This is a genomic window from Bilophila sp. T19-St14 (genome assembly GCF_059728385.1).
Window position 1 is genome coordinate 2,493,368 of the sequence record NZ_BAAGFT010000001.1, and the last position, 19,087, is coordinate 2,512,454.

The following is a 19,087-nucleotide window of genomic DNA, read 5'->3' on the forward strand; positions in this document are numbered from 1 at the left end:
GAGGGCCAGTTCAGAGAACTTGAACTGGGTGCTCTGGCGCCAGGTGTAGTAAGCCGGATCGCGGAAGTCGTCGATCAGGTGGTGGGTGAACTCAAGGCCGGTCAGCTCAAAGAAGGATTCCCAGCCGATGCGTTCGGCCCAGTCGCCCAGGCGTTCGTACTTGTTGGCGTTTTCGGAGTACACTTCCACGATGTGCTTGATCGTGCTGGTGAGGGTGTTCCAGCGGGGCGGTTCGTTGGGAATGTACGCCACGACCACTTTGGAGAACTTGGGCATGGAGATACGGTTGGAAACCTTGCCGCCGACCATCAGGGCGACGCCGTCGCCTTCGCCGTCGGAGATGGGCAGGGCGGGGCACATGGTGTAGCAGTTGCCGCAGTACATGCAGCGATCCTGCTTGATGGCCACGGAGTTGACCTTCTTGCCGTCATGTTCGGTCTTGACCGGACGCACGGCGGCGGTGGGGCAGGCGGCGACAGCCAGCGGGATTTCGCAGAGCTGGTCAACCCACTGGTCGTCGATCATCGGGGGCTTGCGGTGGATGCCCACGATGCCGATGTCGGAGCAGTGCACGGCGCCGCACATGTTGATGCAGCAAGCCAGCGAAATGCGCACGGGGGCGGGCAGACGCATGTTCTTGAACTCTTCAAACATGGTGTCCATCACAGCCTTAACCGGGCCGGAGGCGTCGGTGGCGGGGGTGTGACAGTGCACCCAGCCCTGGGTGTGCACGATGTTGGAAACGCCGGCGCCGGTGCCGCCGATGGGGAACTTGTAGGAGCCGGCGGCGAACTTGCGGCCCGCCAGATCTTCCTTCAGGGCCTTCAGGGTGGCTTCGTCGGTCACCATGAATTCGATGTTGTTACGGGTCGTCCAGCGAACGTGCCCGCCGCAGTACTTGTCGGCGATTTCGCAGATTTCGCGGATGTTGGTAACGGACATCGTACGGGTGCCGCCGCAGCGCACGGTGTACACCTTGTCGCCGGATTCGGCGACGTGCACGAGCACGCCGGGTTCCAGGATTTCGTGGTACAGCCATTTGCCGAAGTTCTTCCTGATGACTTCAGGGAAGAACGAGTCGTATTTGCGGGGGCCAATATCGGAGATACGGCCTTCCATCGGCTTTTCAGGATTGTAGCCGGAAGAAACAAACGCCATGGTAATTCTCCCTTCTCTTTAGCGTTGATGTCTGGAGCGGTAAGCAGCCAGGTCACGGTTCCAGCCGCCGGGCACTTCTTCTTCCTTGAAGAAGATGTACGGGTTGGAGCGCGGTTCCTTGACGTGCTGAGCAAGAGCGGGGATTTCGGTGACTTCAAGGAGCTTCTGGAAGGACAGACGCTTCATGGTTTCGCCGAGACGTTCGCGGTTCTTGCCTTCTTCCATCCACCAATCCCAAATCTTTTCAATGATTTCTTTGAGTTCAGCGTAAGGAGCTTCAACCGGGACGAAGGGAACGAGCAGGGAGCCCATCTGAGCGCCGTCAACGACCGGGGCCTTGGCGCCGCAGAGGATGGACGCGCCGCGTTCGTCGCCGATGTGCAGGGCGCGGGGCATGGTGTTGATACAGTGCATGCAACGCACGCATTCGGCGTTGTTGATGAAGAGGCGGCTGCCGTCCCACTTCATGCACTTGGAGGGGCACAGGTTGATGACTTCGGCTTCGATGTCGAACTTGCCCCAGTCACGACCGGAGTGGGCGCCGGCGTTGGGGGCGAATTCGCCGGCAACGTAGGCTTTCACGGCTTCCTGATCGATCTTGATGTCGTCCTTCCACGTACCCACGACGGCGAAGTCGGAACGGGCCATAGCGGCCACGCAGCCGTTCGGGCAGCCGTCGAATTTGAACTTGAACTTGTAGGGGAAGGCGGGACGGTGCAGTTCGTCCTGGTAGTCCATGGTGAGCTGGTAGCAGGCGTCCTGCGTGTTGTAGCAGGCGTATTCGCAGCGGCTCTGGCCAAGGCAGGCGGCAGGCGTACGGAGGTTGGAACCGGAACCGCCGAGGTCGACGTCGAGCTTGTGGGTGAGATCGTAGAAGATTTCTTCAAGCTGCGGGGTCTGGGTGCCGATGAGCACGATGTCGCCGGTGGAACCGTGCATGTTGGTCAGGCCGGAGCCGCGGAGTTCCCAGATGTCGCACAGGCCGCGCAGGAATTCGGTGGAGTAGTACTTGCCGGAGGGCTGGGCCACACGGACGGTGTGGAAGTGCGCCACGCCGGGGAACATTTCAGGCTGGTCGCAGTAACGGCCGATAACGCCGCCGCCGTAACCGAACACGCCCACGATGCCGCCGTGCTTCCAGTGCGTTTCCTTTTCCTTATAGGAAAGTTCAAGCACACCGAGCAGGTCGTCGGGAGCGTCGGCGGGAACCTGGAATTCCACGTTGTCGGGGTTGGCCGCTCTGTATTCAGCTTCCTGCTTGATGTCGGATACGAAGCTGGGCCAAGGGCCAGTTTCGAGTTGATCCAACAAGGGAGTTGGATGTTTGATTGCCATTGCCTTACCTCCACTTGGTTTGGTTGGTAACCGCATTGTGGTGCGGCTGAAAGCCGCGGGATATTCTAAGATGGCCCGCAGCGCAAACGCACGGGCCTCATCTCAGTTATCTTACTTCTTGTTAAAAATACCATGCAGTTCTTGTTTGTGTCAAGGAAGGTTCGAGAAACCCGGTGTCATCAAAGGATTTTGTGCACATTTAGCCCCGCTGGGCCGTGAACTCGTGCAAATGGCGCGTGATTAGGGCACGATAGGGGATGGAGTGAATTTCTGCACCAGCCCTGAAAGGGCTTTTGGGGAGTTGAAAACCGTTTCCTGTTTTGTGTTTTTTATGGGAAAAATATGTATGAACAATACGATAGGTGCTTGCAGAAAAAGTTGTGCAAAGAAGAACGAAAAAGATTTAGTGATTTTTTGAACAATATTCTGGGACTTAAACGGCTTTTCCTTTTAGTGTCGGCTGATTATGCCGCCTTGCCGTAAAGGGTGGGCAAGAGGCTCCCGAAAAGGCCCCACGAAGGGCGGGGCGGTTGTCCAAAAAGGCGCGGTATGGAACCCCGAAGCCGACGGGCGCAGGCTGCGCGGAAAGGCGCTGCGGGGGCGGCCCAAACCGCCGTCAGCGGTTGTTTTCGGCGACCAGCCTGGGGAGGCAGGCGACGCTGGCTTCAGTATGCCTGGCTCTGGCTTTGCTCAGGGCGCGCTGCGCATCCCGGTAGCGGGTGAAGGGGCCTTGGCCGATAAAATACTGCGTGCGGCCGTTGGGAAGGCGTTCCGAGAGGATTTTGAGTTCGCCGGGCAGGCTGCGGGAAACCCGCTTGGTGGGCTTGGATGCGCCGGCGGACGAAAGCGTTTTGAGCTTGTTTTGGGCGTCCTTGAGCGTGCGTGCGCCGGCCAGCCGCAGGTAAAAGGCGTTGTTCCGCAGAACCGGGATGCCCCGCTTGTCGGCGACGACCTCGACCTGGACGGGAATCACGCCGCGCCGGATCATGTTCAGCCTGCTGGCGGCGGCCCTGGAAACGTCGAGGATGAGCTTTTTCTTGCCCGGCCCGCGGTCGTTGATGCGGACGAGCAGGTTGTTGCCGTTGGAAAGGTTGGTCACGCGGACGATGGTTCCCAAAGGAAGGGAACGGTGCGCCGCCGTGAATTCGTTTTTGTTGTAGCGTTCCCCATTGGCCGTTTTCTTGCCGTGGAACGAGTCGCTGTAAAAGGTGGCTCTCCCGGTAAAGACCTCAAGCATCGGCCCCGGAGATCGGCCTTCCGCCTGCGGGACGGCGGCCAAATACAAAGGAAGAGCCAAGAGCAGCAGGGTGATGGCTCGTTTTATCATGCGTATCCTTGGCGCTGCGGCCCATATGGCAGGCTTCCCGCGCTCGTGCGGGGGAAAAAGGGCCTTGGTTTACCTCGTGATGGAGTGTGGAATTGTCATATATTTCGCCCAGACTACGGATTCTGTCAACCCGGCCTCCCGTGCGCCCCCAACAGGCCCTTCAAATCAGGGGGCATGCGCGTTTTTTGGGGCCCCGCCCCCGCTGTCCGGCCCGTTGCGGGCCTTGACCTGGCGCTGAACCGGATAGTATCGTGTTTTCGGCCCTTTCTATGGGCTTTCACCCGCTCCCGCCCGCCGGACGTTTCTCCGCGCGGAGGCGGCGGACAACGGCTTACCGGGAAGAACTATGCTTGCCATCCTTGACTACAAGGCGGGGAACCAGACCAGCGTGCGCCGCGCGCTCGATCATCTGGGCATTCCCTGCGCCATCACTGCCGATCCCGCCGTCGTGGACAGCGCGGACGGCGTGATTTTCCCCGGCGTGGGCGCTGCCGGACAGGCCATGCGCCACCTTCAGGATTCCGGCCTCGACGCCGTGCTGCGCAATGTCGTCTCGTCGGGCAGGCCCCTGCTTGGGATCTGCCTCGGCTGCCAGATCATGGTGGCCCACAGCGACGAGAACGACACGCCGACCCTCGGCCTTGTCGAAGGCCGCTGCGTGCGTTTCGACGAGCATCTGGAGGAAGGCGGGGCGTCTATCCGCATCCCGCACATGGGCTGGAATACGATTTCCCGCAAGCAGGAGAGCCCCATCCTGAAGGATGTCCCGGCTGACGCGGCCTTCTATTTCGTGCATAGTTATTATGTGGAGACGGCCCCGGAAAAGGTCATCGCCACAAGCCGTTACGGTACGGAGTTCTGCGCGGTGTACGGGCAGGACGGCCTGTGGGCCATCCAGTTCCACCCGGAAAAGAGCGGCAGGCCGGGCTTGAAGATCCTTTCCAATTTCTATGAATGGTGCATGGCGCGCAGCGCGGGAGGCCGGGCATGCTGACGAAACGGGTTATCCCCTGCCTCGACGTGCGCAACGGGCGCCTGACCAAGGGCATCAAGTTCGTGGGCAACGAAGACATCGGCGATCCGGTGGAAACCGCCCGGCGGTATTACGAGGCCGGGGCCGATGAAATCGTCTTTTACGACATCACGGCTTCCGCTGAGGCGCGCGGGATCTTCCTCGACGTGGTGGAAAAGGTCGCCTCGGAGATTTTCATCCCCTTCTCCGTGGGGGGCGGCATCTCCACGCTACAGGACATGCGGGCCGTGCTGCTCGCGGGCGCGGAAAAGATTTCCGTGAACTCCGCCGCCGTGAAGAACCCGGAAATCATTTCGCAGGGCGCGGACGCCTTCGGTTCGCAGGCCATCGTGGTCGGCATGGACGTGAAGCGGGTTCCCGCCACCCCGGAAATCCCGTCCGGGTATGAGATCGTGATTCATGGCGGGCGCAAGGCCATGGGAATCGACGCCGTCGAGTGGGCGAAGCGCTGCGAGGCGCTCGGCGCGGGCGAGCTGTGCGTCAACTCCATCGACGCCGACGGGACCAAGGACGGCTATGAGCTGACGCTCACCCGCCGGATCTGCGACGCCGTGCGCATCCCCGTCATCGCTTCCGGCGGCGCGGGGAGCCCGCAGCACATGGTGGACGCCGTGACGGAAGGCCGCGCTTCGGCGGCGCTCATCGCCTCCATCGTGCATTACGGCGAATATACGATTGGGCAGCTCAAGCAATACATGGCGGATCGCGGCGTGCCCGTCCGCCTGACGTGGTAGGCATGTCGGGCCTGACGACCGGCCTTGTCCGGCGCGATCTGCTGGATCTGGAGCAGCGGCTGCGGGACAGCCTGCACCGCGTGCTCCCGTTCGAGGCGCATGCCGTCTATTTTCCCCGCCAGACCCGTTCGCAGGAACCGGAATGGCTGCCGGACGAGGGGAAGCTTTTGCTGCCGCTCGTCCGGCACGGGGAACTCCTCGGCGTGTTCATGGCCCGTGTGCCCGACGCCGAGCGCGTGGCGGCGCTGCTGCCGTCCCTGCCCGGCATCGTCGATCTGTGCCTTGAGAATCTGGAGCTGTACAAGGCCGGGCGGCTCGATCCCCGCTCCGGGCTTGCGACCCATGAGGTGCTGCTGGAGCGGCTCACGCAGGAAACCGGGGCCATACAGTCGGCGTTCGCGCGGGAGTTCGGGCTGGAAAGCGGCGAGGGCAGCAGCCGGGGCGGTACGCTCGGCCTCATCGTCGTCCGGTTCGACGGCGTGCGCGAGGTGGCCCGGAACGTCAGCTACGGGTTTGCGGATCGGCTCGTGGGCAAGCTGGTGGAGGCGTTTTCCGGCCAGCTTCCCGATCAGGCGTTCGGCGCGCGCATCGGCGACAGCGCGGTCGCGGTGTTCCTTCCCGAAGCCACGCGCCCCGAATGCGAGAACCTTGCCGCCGCCATCCTGCGGGCGATGGAGCAGGTGCGCCTCCCCGATCCGCTGATCGGCAGGCCGTTCGGCGTGCAGCCCCATGCGGGCTATGCGCTCTATCCGCAGGATATGGACGGGACCCGCCAGCGCAGTTCGGAAGAGCACGGGCGCATCCTGCTGCACAAGGCCCAGCTCGCGGCGGAAGTGGCCCGCACGCGCGGCCCCGGCGGTTTTCAGGCGGGCCGGGTCATGGGGTACGGCAGGCTGCTTCTCGAAGGCGGGCACATCCGGCAGGTGATGCCCCTTTCGCGGGTCCTGACCTCGCTCGGCAGGAGCGTGGGCGCGCGGGAAGGCCAGCATTTCTCGGTCTGGTCGGTGAACTACGCGGTCAAGGGCGGTTCCGGGGACGAGTCCCTCCAGCCGCTCTACAAGGGCGAGATCGTCCTTCTGGAAGTCCGTGAATCGGAATCCGTGGCGGAGATTCTGCACCTTGGCGATCCCGCGTGGCCGCTTGAGCCCGACGACGCCCTGACGCTGCTTCAGGAGGAGCAGAGGCTGAGCGTGCAGAGCGCGGCCCCCGAAGGGCAGGACGACGGCGTGTTCCACCGCCCCGATCCCCTGACCGGGCTCCTGCGGCACGGCGATTTCCTTGCCCATCTGGCGCGGGCGTGCAGCGAGTGCGAACGGTTTTCGCTGGCCCTGCTGCATGTGGACATGGCGCGCCGCGACGGTGACCCTTCCGGCGCGATCCAGCCCATGACGCAGCCTGAGCACATCATGGCGCAGGTGGCGGATCTCGCCCGTTCCGTATGCGGCAGGAAGGTGCTCGGCGGACGCTTCGGGCTGAACAGCCTCATCTTTTTCCATCCCGATCTGGAGGCGGAACCGCTCCGCGGGCTGTACGAAAAGCTGTGCGCCGACATCGCTTCGCGCCTCGGCGTGCGTGCCGGCGTGGGGCTGGCCTGCTGGCCCTTCCTCGATCTCCGGCCTTCGGACATGATCGAAGGCGCACGCAAGGCGCTTGAATATGCGCTCCTGCTCCCCGCGCCGCATATCGGGCAGTTCGGTTCCCTCGCCCTGAACATCAGCGCGGACAAGCGGCACTGCCGGGGCGACGTGTTCGGGGCCATCGAAGAGTACAAGCTTGCCCTGCTTGCCGATGAGGACAATGTGCTGGCGTGGAACTCCCTCGGCGTCTGCCTTGCCTCGCTTGGGCGCCATGCCGAAGCCCGGCGCTTTTTCGAGGAGGCGATCCAGCGTACCCCGGACGATCCCGCGCTGGCCTACAACCTCGGCGCGGTCTGCCAGAGCCTGCACGACAACGAGGCGGCTGCGGAACATTTCCGTACCTGCATCCGGCTGTCGCCCTCGCATCTGTATGCGCTGATCCGGCTCGGGCAGCTCGACGAGGCTGAGGAACGGCTTGAAGAAGCCCGCGCCCGGTTCGAGTCGGCGGCGGCCCTCGACACCGGGAGCCCGCTCCCGTACCGGCACCTTGCCCGTCTCGCCCTGCGGCTCGGCAAAGCGGATCAGGCCCGCGAGCATCTGCATCAGGCGCTGCTCCGCAACCCCCGCGATGTGGCCGCCCTCAGCCTCATGGCCGACCTCTACCTTGACGGCGGCGAAGACCCGGAGCTTGCGGAATCGCTGGCCCGCCAGAGCGTGGCCCTGCGTCCCGAATACCGGAATGGCTGGCTGGTGCTTTCCCGCGCCCTCGAAGTGCAGGGCCGTCTGGCGGACGCCCGCGAAGCCTTGCTGAAGGCCGGGGAGCTGTAGACGGGCTGAATGTTGGGGAGGGGGCCCTTTCTTGGGAACGTTTCCCCTCCCCAGTTTGCTGTCGTGGCTCGCGTCCACCCCACCCCCACCAAAGGCGGTTGCAATAGCCTCTGGAGAGCGCTGTGTGGCGCAGGCGTTCCGGCTCTGACGCCCTTCTCCCGGTGCTGCGCGGAAAAGAGCCCTGTTACGTGCGGAAGGCGGGCAACAGTTGCTTCTCCCTGTGCTGCACGGAAAAGAGGCTTGGTGTGCGGCGGCGTGCATCTCCCGTCATACGGCGGGGTATGGGGATTGCCGGAAGGATAGCCTGCAAAGAAGGGGAAACGCACTGCGCCCGTTGAGTGCAGGGCCGTGCGGCCAGAGGCGGCTATTTCTTTGGGGCACTCATTTCGTCGGAAACGGGGCGTCGGCCGTCTTTGCCTGAGCCTTTTTCCGCCCTCTCTTTCAATGTGTTGAAGAACGTGAACAGGGGGTAGGAGATGCTTGCCCCCAGCAGGGCACCCCATACGGCTGCGGGGAATATGCCTATATTCATTCCCCTGGAATAACAAAGTATCGGTAGAATGATGGCGCACAGGAGCGTGTCGAACAGCCAAGAAAGCCAGCCCCCGCAAGGCAGGAGCAGGAGGAACACGCACAGGAGCGCGCCCGGGATCATCCCCATCGCCGCGAACAAGTTCCGATCAAAGGGAATGCCGGGCGTAAAACGGTAGTATATGCTCACGCATACCCCAAGCACCGAAACGAGGAACACAAGGAAACACTTGCCTACCGGGGGCGTGCATTTGTTGGAAAAGGCGGGAAAGCCGGAGGGGGCCATAAAACATCCTCCCATGATGCGGAAGCGTTTTTCTGTAAGGCTGTGTTATGGGAAGCGGTTGATGTTTTCTTTCTTGAAATTCCAGAGAAATAACGAATAAACGCCCTAATCATGGAGCCCATCAGCAAGGAAGCCTGATAAAACGTCCTATTTTCAGCATACTGTAAAAATAAAGGCTGTGTTTAAGTTTGTGGTTGATACAAGATTCCAACTGGAAAGGAAGAGTTCTTTGGAAATTATCTGGAGGTCTCGCAACAATTCTTCAAAACTGGATTTCATGTAATGAACAAAAAATGAGAGAGGCCCACATCACCAGACGTGGAACGAACTTTTATCTATTGATTTTCATTGAAAAAAAATCATCAACCGTAAAATTGGACACAGCCAAAATAAAACAGCCGCATATTATGGCGGAGCCTTCTGTAAGGCATGGAAGCAGGCCCGGATTCCGGCAGCGGAGTCCTGCGGACCGGGTTTCTGCCGGACGGCACGGAAAGTTGGGCAAATACGAAGAAGGACGAAACGCAACATTCCGTCCGGGGAAGGGAAAAGGCCGGGGAACGTCCCGTATGGAGGCTTCGCGGCGGAACATTCCGTCTGGGGAAGAAAAAGGAGGCAGCCCGGTTTCGCCGGACTGCCTCCCAAGTCAATCAATCGTCGTCGGTGGGACGGATGGTCAGCACCGGGCAAGTCGCGTTCTTTACGACCTTTTCAGCCACGGAGCCGAACAGGATCAGGTCGATGCCCTTGCGTCCGCGGGTGCCCATAACGATGATGTCGGCCTGTTCGCTTTCGGCGAGGGCGAGGATTTCCTCAGCCGCGTAGCCGACGACGACGACGCCGCGGGCGTCCACTCCGGTGAAGTGTTCGGATACGAAGTCGGTCATCGAGCGTTCGGCGCCGGAAACGATCTCACCGACAAAGTTGTCGATGGTGTTCGGCGGCACATGGAAACCCGTGTACTGGGTCAGCGTGGGGGCGGCATACACCGCCACAATGCTGGCCCCGGACATCTTGGCGAGCATAACGGCGTATTCGGCTACGGATTCGCTCTGATCCGACAGGTCCAGGGCGCACAGGATCTTCTTCAAGGCAGGCATGACTCTTCTCCCTGTAAAAGATTGCACAGTGGAGAGCTTTACTGCGGGACGGCGCAGGAGCGCTCTTTGAAATTGATCAAATTGTAATCGTTTTTTCATGAACAAACAAGAGGCCGCCTTTTATTCGTTTCTCCCTTGTGCATTGCCAAAAACGGAGGTTCGGGGAAAAGCGGGCTGTGGCGGAACGGTGACGAAAAGCGAACATTTTCGCGCTGATGAAAAAAGGTACATTTTTTTCTTGACAGAAAACCGGATTGGGGACTAGTTTTTACAAAACACAGTTGAGGACGACATGACCAACTACACCGCCACCGCATTTACCGCTTCCAACGAAAGCAGCCGCTTTTGGGGCTTCTTTTTTTATTTTGGTCGCACCTGCGGTACAGGGGTGTGTGGGATGTTGTTGTAAAGCAAAACCAGACATTCAGGGCCGCGGGTGCAAATCCGCGGCCCTTCTTTTTGCCGCGGATCCATGCACCAGCCTCCCTGTGCAAACACACAAAGGATGGAATACCATGAACCTCGGCAAGCAAGTCCGTCTCCAGCGCATCTTCAATCGTGAAACCGGCCGCGCCATCATTGTTCCTATGGATCACGGCGTCTCCGTCGGCCCTATCGAAGGCATTGAGAATATCCACAAGACAGTCTCCGACATGGCCGACGGCGGCGCTGACGCCGTCCTGATGCATAAAGGGTTGTGCCGCTGCTGCTTCCGCGCTTCCGGCGAAGGCAAGGATCTTGGCCTCATCATCCATCTTTCCGCTTCCACATCCCTGTCCAGCTACTCCAACAAGAAACGCCTCGTATGCACCGTTGAGGAAGCCATCCGCCGCGGTGCCGACGGCGTTTCCGTGCATGTGAACCTCGGCGACGACAATGAGAGCGACATGCTCGCCGACCTCGGAGAAGTCGCCCGCGTAGCCGAAGAATGGAGCATGCCCCTCCTCGCCATGCTGTACGCCCGCGGCCCCCGCATCTCCAATGAATTCGATCCCGCCGTCGTCGCCCATTGCGCCCGCGTGGGCGTGGAACTCGGCGCCGACATCGTGAAAGTCCCCTACACCGGAGACATCGACTCCTTCGCCGACGTCATCGCGGGCTGCTGCGTTCCCGTGGTCATTGCCGGCGGGCCCCGCACCGAAACCACCCGCCAATTCCTCGAAATGGTTGACAACTCCCTCAAGGCGGGCGGTTCCGGCCTTTCCGTGGGGCGCAATGTGTTCCAGCATCCCAAGCGCGTGCAGCTCGTCCGTGCCCTGCGCGGCCTTGTCCATCAGGGGCTGTCCCTCGACGAGGCGCTGGCTATTGTGGAAGGCTAGCGGGAGCGGGGAAGGGTTTCCCGGCTGGGGGCCCTTCCCGCCCCGGAAGGGCCATCGGCAGGTGGCTGCACGGCGGAAGCATGCAGCGCGGGGAAAAAGAACAAAGGTTTCGGAAATTCCGGGATCGCCATTTTCCGGTCAGGACATGGAGCCTGATGCGGTTGAAACAACAGGAACGGAACCATGCCTGACATTTATTTCAAGAGCGTGCCTTTCAGCAAGGAAGACGTGACGTTGGCCCTCGAATCCGGCGTCGATGGGATCATCACCGATGCCGAGCATGTGGAGGGCGTCCGCTCGCTGGCGCTGTGCGACGTGCGGGCCGAGGAGGATATGCCGTCCGTGGGGCTCGGCTCCAAGGCCGATGAAGAATCCATCGCCTCCCGCATCGCCGGGGGCGAACGTCTCGTACTGGCTCAGGGGTGGGAGATCATCCCGGTGGAAAACCTGCTCGCCCAGCCCGCCGTGGCCGGAAAGCTGGCGGTCGAAGCCGCTTCGCTGGCCGAAGCCCGTCTTGCGGCGGGGGTTCTCGAATGCGGCGTGCCCGTCGTGGTGGTGCTCCCCGAAGCGTTGGCAAGCCTCAAGAACATCGTATCGGAGCTGAAATTGTCGCAAGGCACGCTGTCGCTGGATAAGGCGACTATTACCGAAGTGAAGACCGTTGGCCTCGGGCACCGCGTCTGCGTCGATACGCTGACCCTCATGGAGAGGGGGCAGGGGATGCTGGTGGGCAACTCCAGCGCGTTCACCTTCCTTGTCCATGCCGAAACGGAACACAACGAATATGTGGCGGCGCGGCCTTTCCGCATCAACGCGGGCGGCGTGCACGCCTATGCGATGATGCCCGGCGACAAGACCTGCTACGTGGGCGAATTGCGCTCCGGGGACGAAGTCCTTATCGTGGATAAGGACGGGCGCACGTCGCTCGCCACCATAGGGCGCATCAAGACCGAGGTGCGGCCCATGCTGATGATCACGGCCCAGATGGAAACGCCGGAAGGCACGCGCACCGGTTCCGTCTTTTTGCAGAACGCCGAAACCATCCGCCTTGTGCGGCCTGACGGCACGCCCGTCAGCGTGGTCGCGCTCCGGCCCGGCGACGAAGTCATCTGCCGATCCGATGTGGCCGGGCGCCATTTCGGTATGCGCATTCAGGAAAACATCCGAGAGATATAGCCATGCCCGAATCCAACGATACCCCTGACGGCTGGGCCGAGGCCGCAGCCGCGAAACAGTCCGAAGCGCTTCAGGGGCTGCGCCTCCAGATCGACGCCGTGGATCGCGAACTGTTGGCCCTGCTTAACCGCCGTGCCTCCCTGAGCCTCGAAGTGGGGCGCGTGAAGGCGAATACGTCCGGCCCCGTCTTCCGCCCGCAGCGCGAGCGGCAGATTCTGGACAACCTCGCGAGGGAGAACGCGGGCCCCTTGCCCGAAGAGCACCTGCGCTCCATCTGGCATGAAATTTTCGCGTCGTCCCGGAGCCTTCAGCGTCCCGTATCCGTGGCCTACCTCGGCCCTGAGGGGACAAACTCCTATTTTGCGGCTGTGGATCTGCTTGGGAACCTTATGGATTACCGGCCCTGCAAGAATTTCCGGGAGGCCTTCGCCGCCGTGCACGGCGGCGAGTGCGCGCTCGGCGTGATCCCGCTTGAGAACGTCCTGCAGGGCTCCGTGGGGCAGTGCTTCGATCTCTTCATGGAATACGATGTGTACATCCAGACCGAGTCGGTCGCCCGCATCCAGCACACGCTGCTGTCCGTGGAGTCGTCCCCTGAAGCGATCAAGGTGGTGTATTCCCATCCGCAGGCGCTCGCCCAGTGCCAGCGCTGGCTGCGTCAGCATCTGCCCGATGCGTCTCTTATGGCCTGCGATTCCACCGCCGCCGCCGCGCGCCGGGCGGTTTCCGAGCCGGGGAGCGCCGCCATCGGGCACAAGAGCCTGTCCTCGATGCTCGGTTTGCCCATCCTTGCCTACAATCTTGAGGATGAGCCGACGAACCAGACGCGTTTTGTGGTCATTGGCCCCAAGCCTACGGACACTTCGGCAGCCAACAAGACGTCGGTACTGTTCACGCTGCCCGATAAGCCCGGTTCTCTGGCGGGTATTTTGGATTTGCTGTTCAAGGCTGGCGTGAACCTCCGCAAGCTGGAGTCGCGCCCCTTGCGCTCCCAGAGCTGGAAGTACGCCTTTTTCGCTGATCTTGAGACGAACCTGCTCAAGCCTGAGCTCTCCGGCGTCCTCGCCGAGCTTCGCAACACCTGCCACTCGTTCAGGCTGTTGGGCTGTTACACGGCAGGGGAGTAGTGAGGGAAGGAAAAGAAGATTGGGGAAGGGAGGGAAAACTTTTCTGAAGAAAAGCTTTTCCCTCCCTTCCCCAAACCCCATCCCTCCCTTTCCAAAGACTTTTGCGTTTATCGAATCCCTGTTGGGCGTTTTTCCCTGTGGGCGGGAGTATAAACGAGAAGCCCTCGAATGTGCAGGAACCGGGTACTGTTTCTCTACATGGGCGGGAGTCGTAAGGACATCAACATAGCCAAGGCCAGCGTTGCGGCGGTTTTCCCTATGTGGGCGGGAGTGGTTAATCCGTAAATTCTTCCCTCTCTTCTCCAAAGACTTTTGCGTTTATCGAATCCCTGTTGGGCGTTTTCCCTGTGGGCGGGAGTATAAACGAGAAGCCCTCGAATGTGCAGGAACCGTTGTACTGTTTCTCTACATGGGCGGGAGTCGTAAGGACATCAACGTAGCCAAGGCCAGCGTTGCGGCGGTTTTCCCTATGTGGGTGGGAGTGGTAATCCGTAAATTCTTCCCTCTCTTCTCCAAAGATTTTTGTGTTTATCGAATTCCTGCTGGGCGTTTTCCCTGTGGGTAGGAGTATGAAAGAAGAAAGATATGTTAGCGTGTTAGGCTTAGGCTTTGTTATAGGATGTGGTCGTTTTATCTCCACAGTATGGTGAAAATACGGCCTTTTTATCCAGTTTTCCGTTGGTGTACTTTAAACCTGAGGTCTTTTATCGGTTATCTTTTTGGAACCTCAAGAAAGTATCAGCCATTTCCTATGGCACAGCCTCGTTTTTTTGAAGGCAAGGGCCCTGTAATGGGTTAGGGAAAAAGAATCGGTTTTGCTTATGAAAAAGGCTCACATCGTGATGTGGGATTTTTGTTTATGGCTTCAGCCTGTTGAAGATACGAAGTGTCCGAAATAAGAAAGGCTGTGCCATAGAAAATGGTTGATGTCTTTCCTTGAAGTCCCAAAGGAACAGCCGACAAAATGCCTTAGCCTTGGATTCAGCCAAGAGGAAAACCGGAGAAAAAGACTGCCTGTTTACCATACTGTGGAGATGAAACAACCACACGCTATGACAGGGCCTTTGAAGGCAATGACCCTGTAATGGGATTCGTGTTAGGTCGTGTCGTTAATTAGATATATCTATTGAAATTATTTGACTATTTTTAAACTATAAAAATATTTTTAATAATTTCAAATAATTATATAAGAAGATGACACGGCCTAGGGAAAAAGAAGCGGTTTTGCTTAAATAAAAGGCCCGCATCGTGATGTGGGCCTTTTATTTATGGGTTTCAGCCTGTTGAGGATATGAAGTGTCCGAAACGAGAAGCGCCTACTATACGGGGGGATTTCTGCCGTGCCTCCGGGGGACGTTCGGCTCCGAAACGGCGTGATGCAGTCCATCCGGCCTCCGTTGAGCCATATAAAAGTCTTGGGAGGGGAAGGGGGGAGGTTTGGAGGGGGGAAGGGGAAGCCTTTCTTCAGAAAGGTTCCCCTTCCCCCCCTCCAATCTTACTCTCCGCCGCCTTTCCCACGCTCCCATTCACTCTTCAGTTGGCCGCAGGCGGCCTTGATGTCCTGCCCCTTGCTCTTGCGGAGGATGGCGGTGATGCCCTTGGACCAGAGGATCTTTTCAAACGCAAGGATGTCCGCCTCGGTGGGGGCCTTGTAAAGCTGGGTCTCCGAGGGGTTGTAGGCAATGAGGTTGAGCTTGCCCTTGACCCGGGAAACGAGCTTGGCGAGTTCGCGGGCGTGTTCGGGCTGATCGTTCACGCCGCCGAGCAGGAGGTACTCGAATGTGATGTGCTCGCGCGTCTTGAGCGGATAATTTTCCAGCGTCGCCATGAGATCGTCGAGATGCCAGTTTGCGGCCTTGGGCATGATCTTGGCGCGGAGTTCCTGATTGGGCGCGTGGAGCGAGACGGCGAGGAAGGCCAGTCCGCTGTCGCCAAGTTCGCGCAGGCCCGCCTTGATGCCGCAGGTCGAAACGGTAATGCGGCGGGGGGAGAAATCCATTCCCTTGTCGTGATTCAGCATTTCAAGGGCACGGGTGGTTTCGCGCAGGTTAAGGAGCGGCTCGCCCATGCCCATAAAGACGAGGTTGCGGATAATGGGGTGATCGATGCGGTTGTCTCCGAGCCTCATGCGGGCCACAAGAACCTGGCTCAGGATTTCCCCGGCGGTCATGTTGCGGATGAACCCCATCGTGCCCGTGCTGCAAAACGTGCAGCCCATCGCACAGCCGATTTGCGAAGAAACGCACTGGGCTATCCGCACGGAACCGTCCTGCCCCGTGCTTGGGAGGATGACCGTCTCCACCAGTGCGCCGTCCCGCAGCCGGAGCAGCAGCTTTTCCGTGCCGTCGGATGAGGTCTGTACCGTCACGATCTCAGGAAGCACGATCTCCGCGACTTCCGCGAGCTTGGCGCGAAGCTGCTTGGAAACGTCGGTCATGGCGTCGAACGAGGTGGCGTGCTTTTGCCATATCCACTGCCAGACCTGCACGGCCCGGAATTTGGGCTGGCCCAGATCTTCCACGATGAAGCGTTCAAGTTCGGGGAACGTCAGATTCAGGATGTCTATCATGCGCGCTGCGTTACTCTGCGGGTATAGGTGAATAAAAAAGGCCCTGTTATGGGATACGGTTGTTTCATTTCCACAGTATGGTGAAAACAGAGACTTTTTCTCTCGTTTTTCGTTGACGGGCTTTACAGTTGTGGGATTCTATTGGCCATCCCCTTGGAGTTTCGAGAAATAAGCCATCAATCATTTCCTATGAAACAGCCATAAAAATAAGGAACCGGCTAGATCGTTCTGCTGTCCCGGCGGTATGGCGAAAACGTACCCGTTCCGGCCTGTACCGGATGGGGCGGGGCTCCGCTTCAAGCCGTATATTCTTTGAATGTCGGGGAAGCGGGCAACAGGGGTTCGATACACACGAAAATTTTTGAAGAGAAGAGGGAAAGGCCGGGCCGCGCTGGTAGGCTGCAAGAGGGGAGGAGAAACGTGGGGCTTCCCCTTCTTAACGTTTCTCCTCCCTCCCCAATCGCAATCATCAATCGGAATCGGACTACTTCAGCTTTGCCGCATAATTCTTGACAAAGGTGATGGCGGAATCACGGTCGGTAACTTCTCCGGCGATCTGCGCCTGAAGAAGGGCTTCGCGGATGGTGCCCACAGCGGGGCCGGGGGGCAGGCTGGTATATTCCATGATTTCGTTGCCGTTGAGGAGCGGTTCGAGCAGGAGCTCATCCGTTTCGGCGCGGGTGAGGTACTTGGTGTTGTGGTTGAAGTAGGTATAGCTGCCATTCCGGGCCTTGATGTCGGCACGGCACATGGCAATCAGGCGTTCGGTTTCGGGCAGGGCCTTGAAGCGGCGGATGCCGCGGTCGGTCAGCATGAAGTGGAACATCATGTGATGCCGCACGAGATGGCAGATGAGATCGATGTCTTCCGACGTAAAATGCAGGCGGCGCAGGATTTTGCGGGTCACCCCGGCGCCCACGCGGTGGTGCTGGTAGAACGTCCAGCGCCCGTTGAGGTGTTCGGCGGTGTAGAGCTTGCCCACATCATGGAACATGGTGGCGAGGGTGCCGTACCAGTCCATGCTGAACCCTTCTTCGGGGTAACGCTTCATGCATTCGATGGTGTGATCGAAGACGCTTTCGATGTCGCCGTCGTCGTTGCGTTCCTGCTTGATGCAGGCCAGGGCGGCGATTTCGGGCATGAGGCCGTGCAGAAGCTGGGCTTCAAAGAGGAGCTGCACGAACTTCCACATGGATTCGGCGGCGACCTTGCGCCATTCTTCCATGATTTCGCGGGCGGGCACGTAGTCGAGGATACGGTTGGCGGACTGGATGATGCTCACCCATGTGTGCGGGTTGACGGGCAAATCGAAGTTTGCGGCATAGCGCAGGGCGCGGATGGCGAGCAGGTAGTCCTTGGCGAGCGTCTTGCTCGGCAGGCCCACCAGCTTGACGCTTCCGGCCTTGTCGAAGTCCTCAAAATCCTTGGCTTCGGGATCGCTGGTATTGGAGCTTTTGAGCTGCCCCTTGAGCTGGAGCTCGGCGAGGAGGCGCGCAAGGCGCGGCGTGATGCGGAGCTGGCTCATTTCCGGGTGGGAAGCGTCCTCAACATCCGTAGCGTAGAAACGCAGGGTGACGCCGTTTTCCTGAAGCATGGCCATGGCGCCTTCTTCAGTGTAGGGGACGGCGTTGGGGAAAATTTTGAAGAGGGTTTCCGTATCGCAGGCACAGGCGATGTCCACGTCGAATACGCCGGTTTTTTCAAAGATCAGGCCCTGCAGCGGCGCATTGATGGCATAGGCGTCGTAGCCGTTGCGCATGATGGCCTTGCAGAGCGTGGTCCCGGTTTTGATTTTATCCATGAGGGTGGCTTGATCCATGAACTGTTCTCCTGTCTGTCGGATAGCGGCATAATGCCCATACAAGGGGCGGTTCCCATTGAAAAGCCGTCCTTCCCGTGGGCATCAGTATAGTCTTTGAGCAGGTTTTTTGCCAGCCCCAAAGTCACAGCCGGACGGGGAAAAGTCAAGCTCTCTTCTGGAGATACCCTCCCCAGAAGGAGGGCCAGAGGCGCAGAAGTTCGCGCAGGGCCTTGGCCCTGTGGCTGCGGCCCATTTTTTCTTCCGGGGACATTTCCGCCGCGGTGAGGCCCAGTTCGGGATCAAGGAAAACGGGATCGTAGCCGAAGCCGTTTTTGCCGCGCGGGGAACAGGCGACGCTGCCTTCCCATGTGCCGGGTGCGACGAGGGTTTCGCCTTCCGGCGTGCAGGCGGCGATGACGGTACGGAAGCGCGCCGAACGGTTCCACAGGCGCACGGACGACAGGGCCGCGAGGAGCTTCATCGTATTGCGTTCGTCCTTGGTGGTGCCGGGCAAATCCGGCATGTCTTCGCTGTAGCGGGCGGAGTACACGCCGGGCGCGCCGTTGAGGGCATCCACTTCGATCCCGGAGTCGTCGGCAATGGCGACAAGGCCGGTGCGTTTGGAAACTTCGCGGGCCTTGAGCAGGGCGTTTTCTTCAAAAGTAGTGCCCGTTTCCTCCACTTCGGGAAGATCGGGGAAGGCGTCCAGCCCGACGACGCGCAGGCCGAAGGCGCGCAGCGGCTCCGCCAGTTCGCGGACTTTGCCCTGATTGCGGGTGGCGAGGACGATGGTAACGGGTTCCGTATCGTGAGGCTGTTCGCTCATGGTCTGCTCCTTGCGCATTGCCGCCATATTGCGTACCACCAACGGGTCGTGCGGCGGACTGTCGCGCCGCGCAGTTTGCCGCCAATCCCATGCCCCGTCAACAGGTTGGGCATTGCTTTTCGTGAAAGGGCGGGAATCCCGCTGCGGGATGCCCCTTCGTCCGGCCCGGCCCGCAGAGCGTTTCCTGACGCGAAGCCGCACCGGAGCCCTCCGGTCGGGGGAAAACATTCCATTGCCGCCCGCCAAAAGGGAATGATAGGAAAAGGCGTGGGAGCCTTTTCCGGTGATGGGGAAAACGCTTATCCGGCTGTTGAGGCCGGAAATTTCCCCTTCACGAGAGCGTGTTGCCGTTCTTGAAGC

The 19,087-nt window shown here is 60.0% G+C and carries 13 protein-coding genes and 1 pseudogene; 6 read left to right on the forward strand and 8 right to left on the reverse strand.

The annotated features are described in order from the left end of the window. Nucleotides 1–15 precede the first annotated feature (15 nt). The 3 genes and pseudogenes from dsrB to AC6I1V_RS10545 form a co-directional block, all read right to left on the reverse strand. A pseudogene (gene dsrB / locus AC6I1V_RS10535) lies at nt 16–1,158 on the reverse strand (dissimilatory-type sulfite reductase subunit beta); the annotation flags it as partial. Between the two features lie 18 nt (nt 1,159–1,176). Next, entirely contained in the window at nt 1,177–2,493 is a 1,317-nt protein-coding gene (gene dsrA / locus AC6I1V_RS10540; protein ID WP_302551453.1) for a dissimilatory-type sulfite reductase subunit alpha, read from the reverse strand. Between the two features lie 616 nt (nt 2,494–3,109). Beyond that, nucleotides 3,110–3,820 carry a septal ring lytic transglycosylase RlpA family protein gene (locus AC6I1V_RS10545; RefSeq protein WP_337431365.1) on the reverse strand — a complete coding sequence of 237 codons (711 nt, stop codon included), beginning with the start codon at nt 3,818–3,820 and terminating at the stop codon, nt 3,110–3,112. A gap of 346 nt (nt 3,821–4,166) precedes the next feature. Here AC6I1V_RS10545 and hisH point away from each other — a divergent pair, with 346 nt between their 5' ends. From hisH to AC6I1V_RS10560, 3 genes are read left to right on the forward strand one after another with little or no spacing between them, the layout of a single operon-like run. Then, complete coding sequence (gene hisH / locus AC6I1V_RS10550) at nt 4,167–4,814, forward strand: imidazole glycerol phosphate synthase subunit HisH (RefSeq protein WP_308770510.1); 648 nt, start codon at nt 4,167–4,169, stop codon at nt 4,812–4,814. Then, nucleotides 4,808–5,587, forward strand: coding sequence for an imidazole glycerol phosphate synthase subunit HisF (gene hisF, locus AC6I1V_RS10555; protein WP_486854046.1), 780 nt, complete (start codon nt 4,808–4,810; stop codon nt 5,585–5,587). Before hisH ends, hisF begins: the two co-directional genes overlap by 7 nt. A 2-nt stretch (nt 5,588–5,589) precedes the next feature. Next, entirely contained in the window at nt 5,590–7,992 is a 2,403-nt protein-coding gene (locus tag AC6I1V_RS10560) for a tetratricopeptide repeat protein (RefSeq protein WP_302551473.1), read from the forward strand. 364 nt (nt 7,993–8,356) lie between these two features. Here AC6I1V_RS10560 and AC6I1V_RS10565 read toward each other — a convergent pair whose 3' ends face one another. Together AC6I1V_RS10565 and AC6I1V_RS10570 are read right to left on the reverse strand one after the other, a co-directional pair. Further along, nucleotides 8,357–8,809 carry a hypothetical protein gene (locus AC6I1V_RS10565; RefSeq protein ID WP_486855055.1) on the reverse strand — a complete coding sequence of 151 codons (453 nt, stop codon included), beginning with the start codon at nt 8,807–8,809 and terminating at the stop codon, nt 8,357–8,359. Nucleotides 8,810–9,459: 650 nt separating this feature from the next. Beyond that, a complete protein-coding gene (locus AC6I1V_RS10570) occupies nt 9,460–9,909 on the reverse strand; it encodes a universal stress protein (protein ID WP_005027907.1) in 450 nt (149 codons plus the stop codon). Nucleotides 9,910–10,424: 515 nt separating this feature from the next. On the opposite strand from AC6I1V_RS10570, the gene AC6I1V_RS10575 reads away from it, so the two are divergent. The 3 genes from AC6I1V_RS10575 (at nt 10,425) to pheA (ending at nt 13,531) form a co-directional block, all read left to right on the forward strand. Then, a complete protein-coding gene (locus tag AC6I1V_RS10575) occupies nt 10,425–11,228 on the forward strand; it encodes a 2-amino-3,7-dideoxy-D-threo-hept-6-ulosonate synthase (protein WP_302551448.1) in 804 nt (267 codons plus the stop codon). A gap of 183 nt (nt 11,229–11,411) precedes the next feature. Then, nucleotides 11,412–12,404, forward strand: coding sequence for a 3-dehydroquinate synthase II family protein (locus AC6I1V_RS10580; protein ID WP_308771993.1), 993 nt, complete (start codon nt 11,412–11,414; stop codon nt 12,402–12,404). A gap of 2 nt (nt 12,405–12,406) precedes the next feature. Then, nucleotides 12,407–13,531 (forward strand): prephenate dehydratase, encoded by a 1,125-nt coding sequence (pheA, locus tag AC6I1V_RS10585; protein WP_486854922.1) that lies wholly within the window; start codon nt 12,407–12,409, stop codon nt 13,529–13,531. Between the two features lie 1,495 nt (nt 13,532–15,026). Here the strand turns inward: pheA and rlmN are convergent. The 3 genes from rlmN to rdgB all read right to left on the reverse strand — a co-directional run bounded on the left by rlmN (nt 15,027) and on the right by rdgB (nt 18,727). Next, on the reverse strand, nt 15,027–16,100 hold the full coding sequence (gene rlmN / locus AC6I1V_RS10590; RefSeq protein WP_302551445.1) for a dual-specificity RNA methyltransferase RlmN: 1,074 nt from the start codon (nt 16,098–16,100) through the stop codon (nt 15,027–15,029). 484 nt (nt 16,101–16,584) lie between these two features. Then, nucleotides 16,585–17,919 carry an HD domain-containing protein gene (locus tag AC6I1V_RS10595; protein ID WP_302551444.1) on the reverse strand — a complete coding sequence of 445 codons (1,335 nt, stop codon included), beginning with the start codon at nt 17,917–17,919 and terminating at the stop codon, nt 16,585–16,587. A 145-nt stretch (nt 17,920–18,064) separates the two neighbouring features. Next, entirely contained in the window at nt 18,065–18,727 is a 663-nt protein-coding gene (gene rdgB, locus AC6I1V_RS10600; protein WP_486853569.1) for an RdgB/HAM1 family non-canonical purine NTP pyrophosphatase, read from the reverse strand. Between the last annotated feature and the right edge of the window lie 360 nt (nt 18,728–19,087).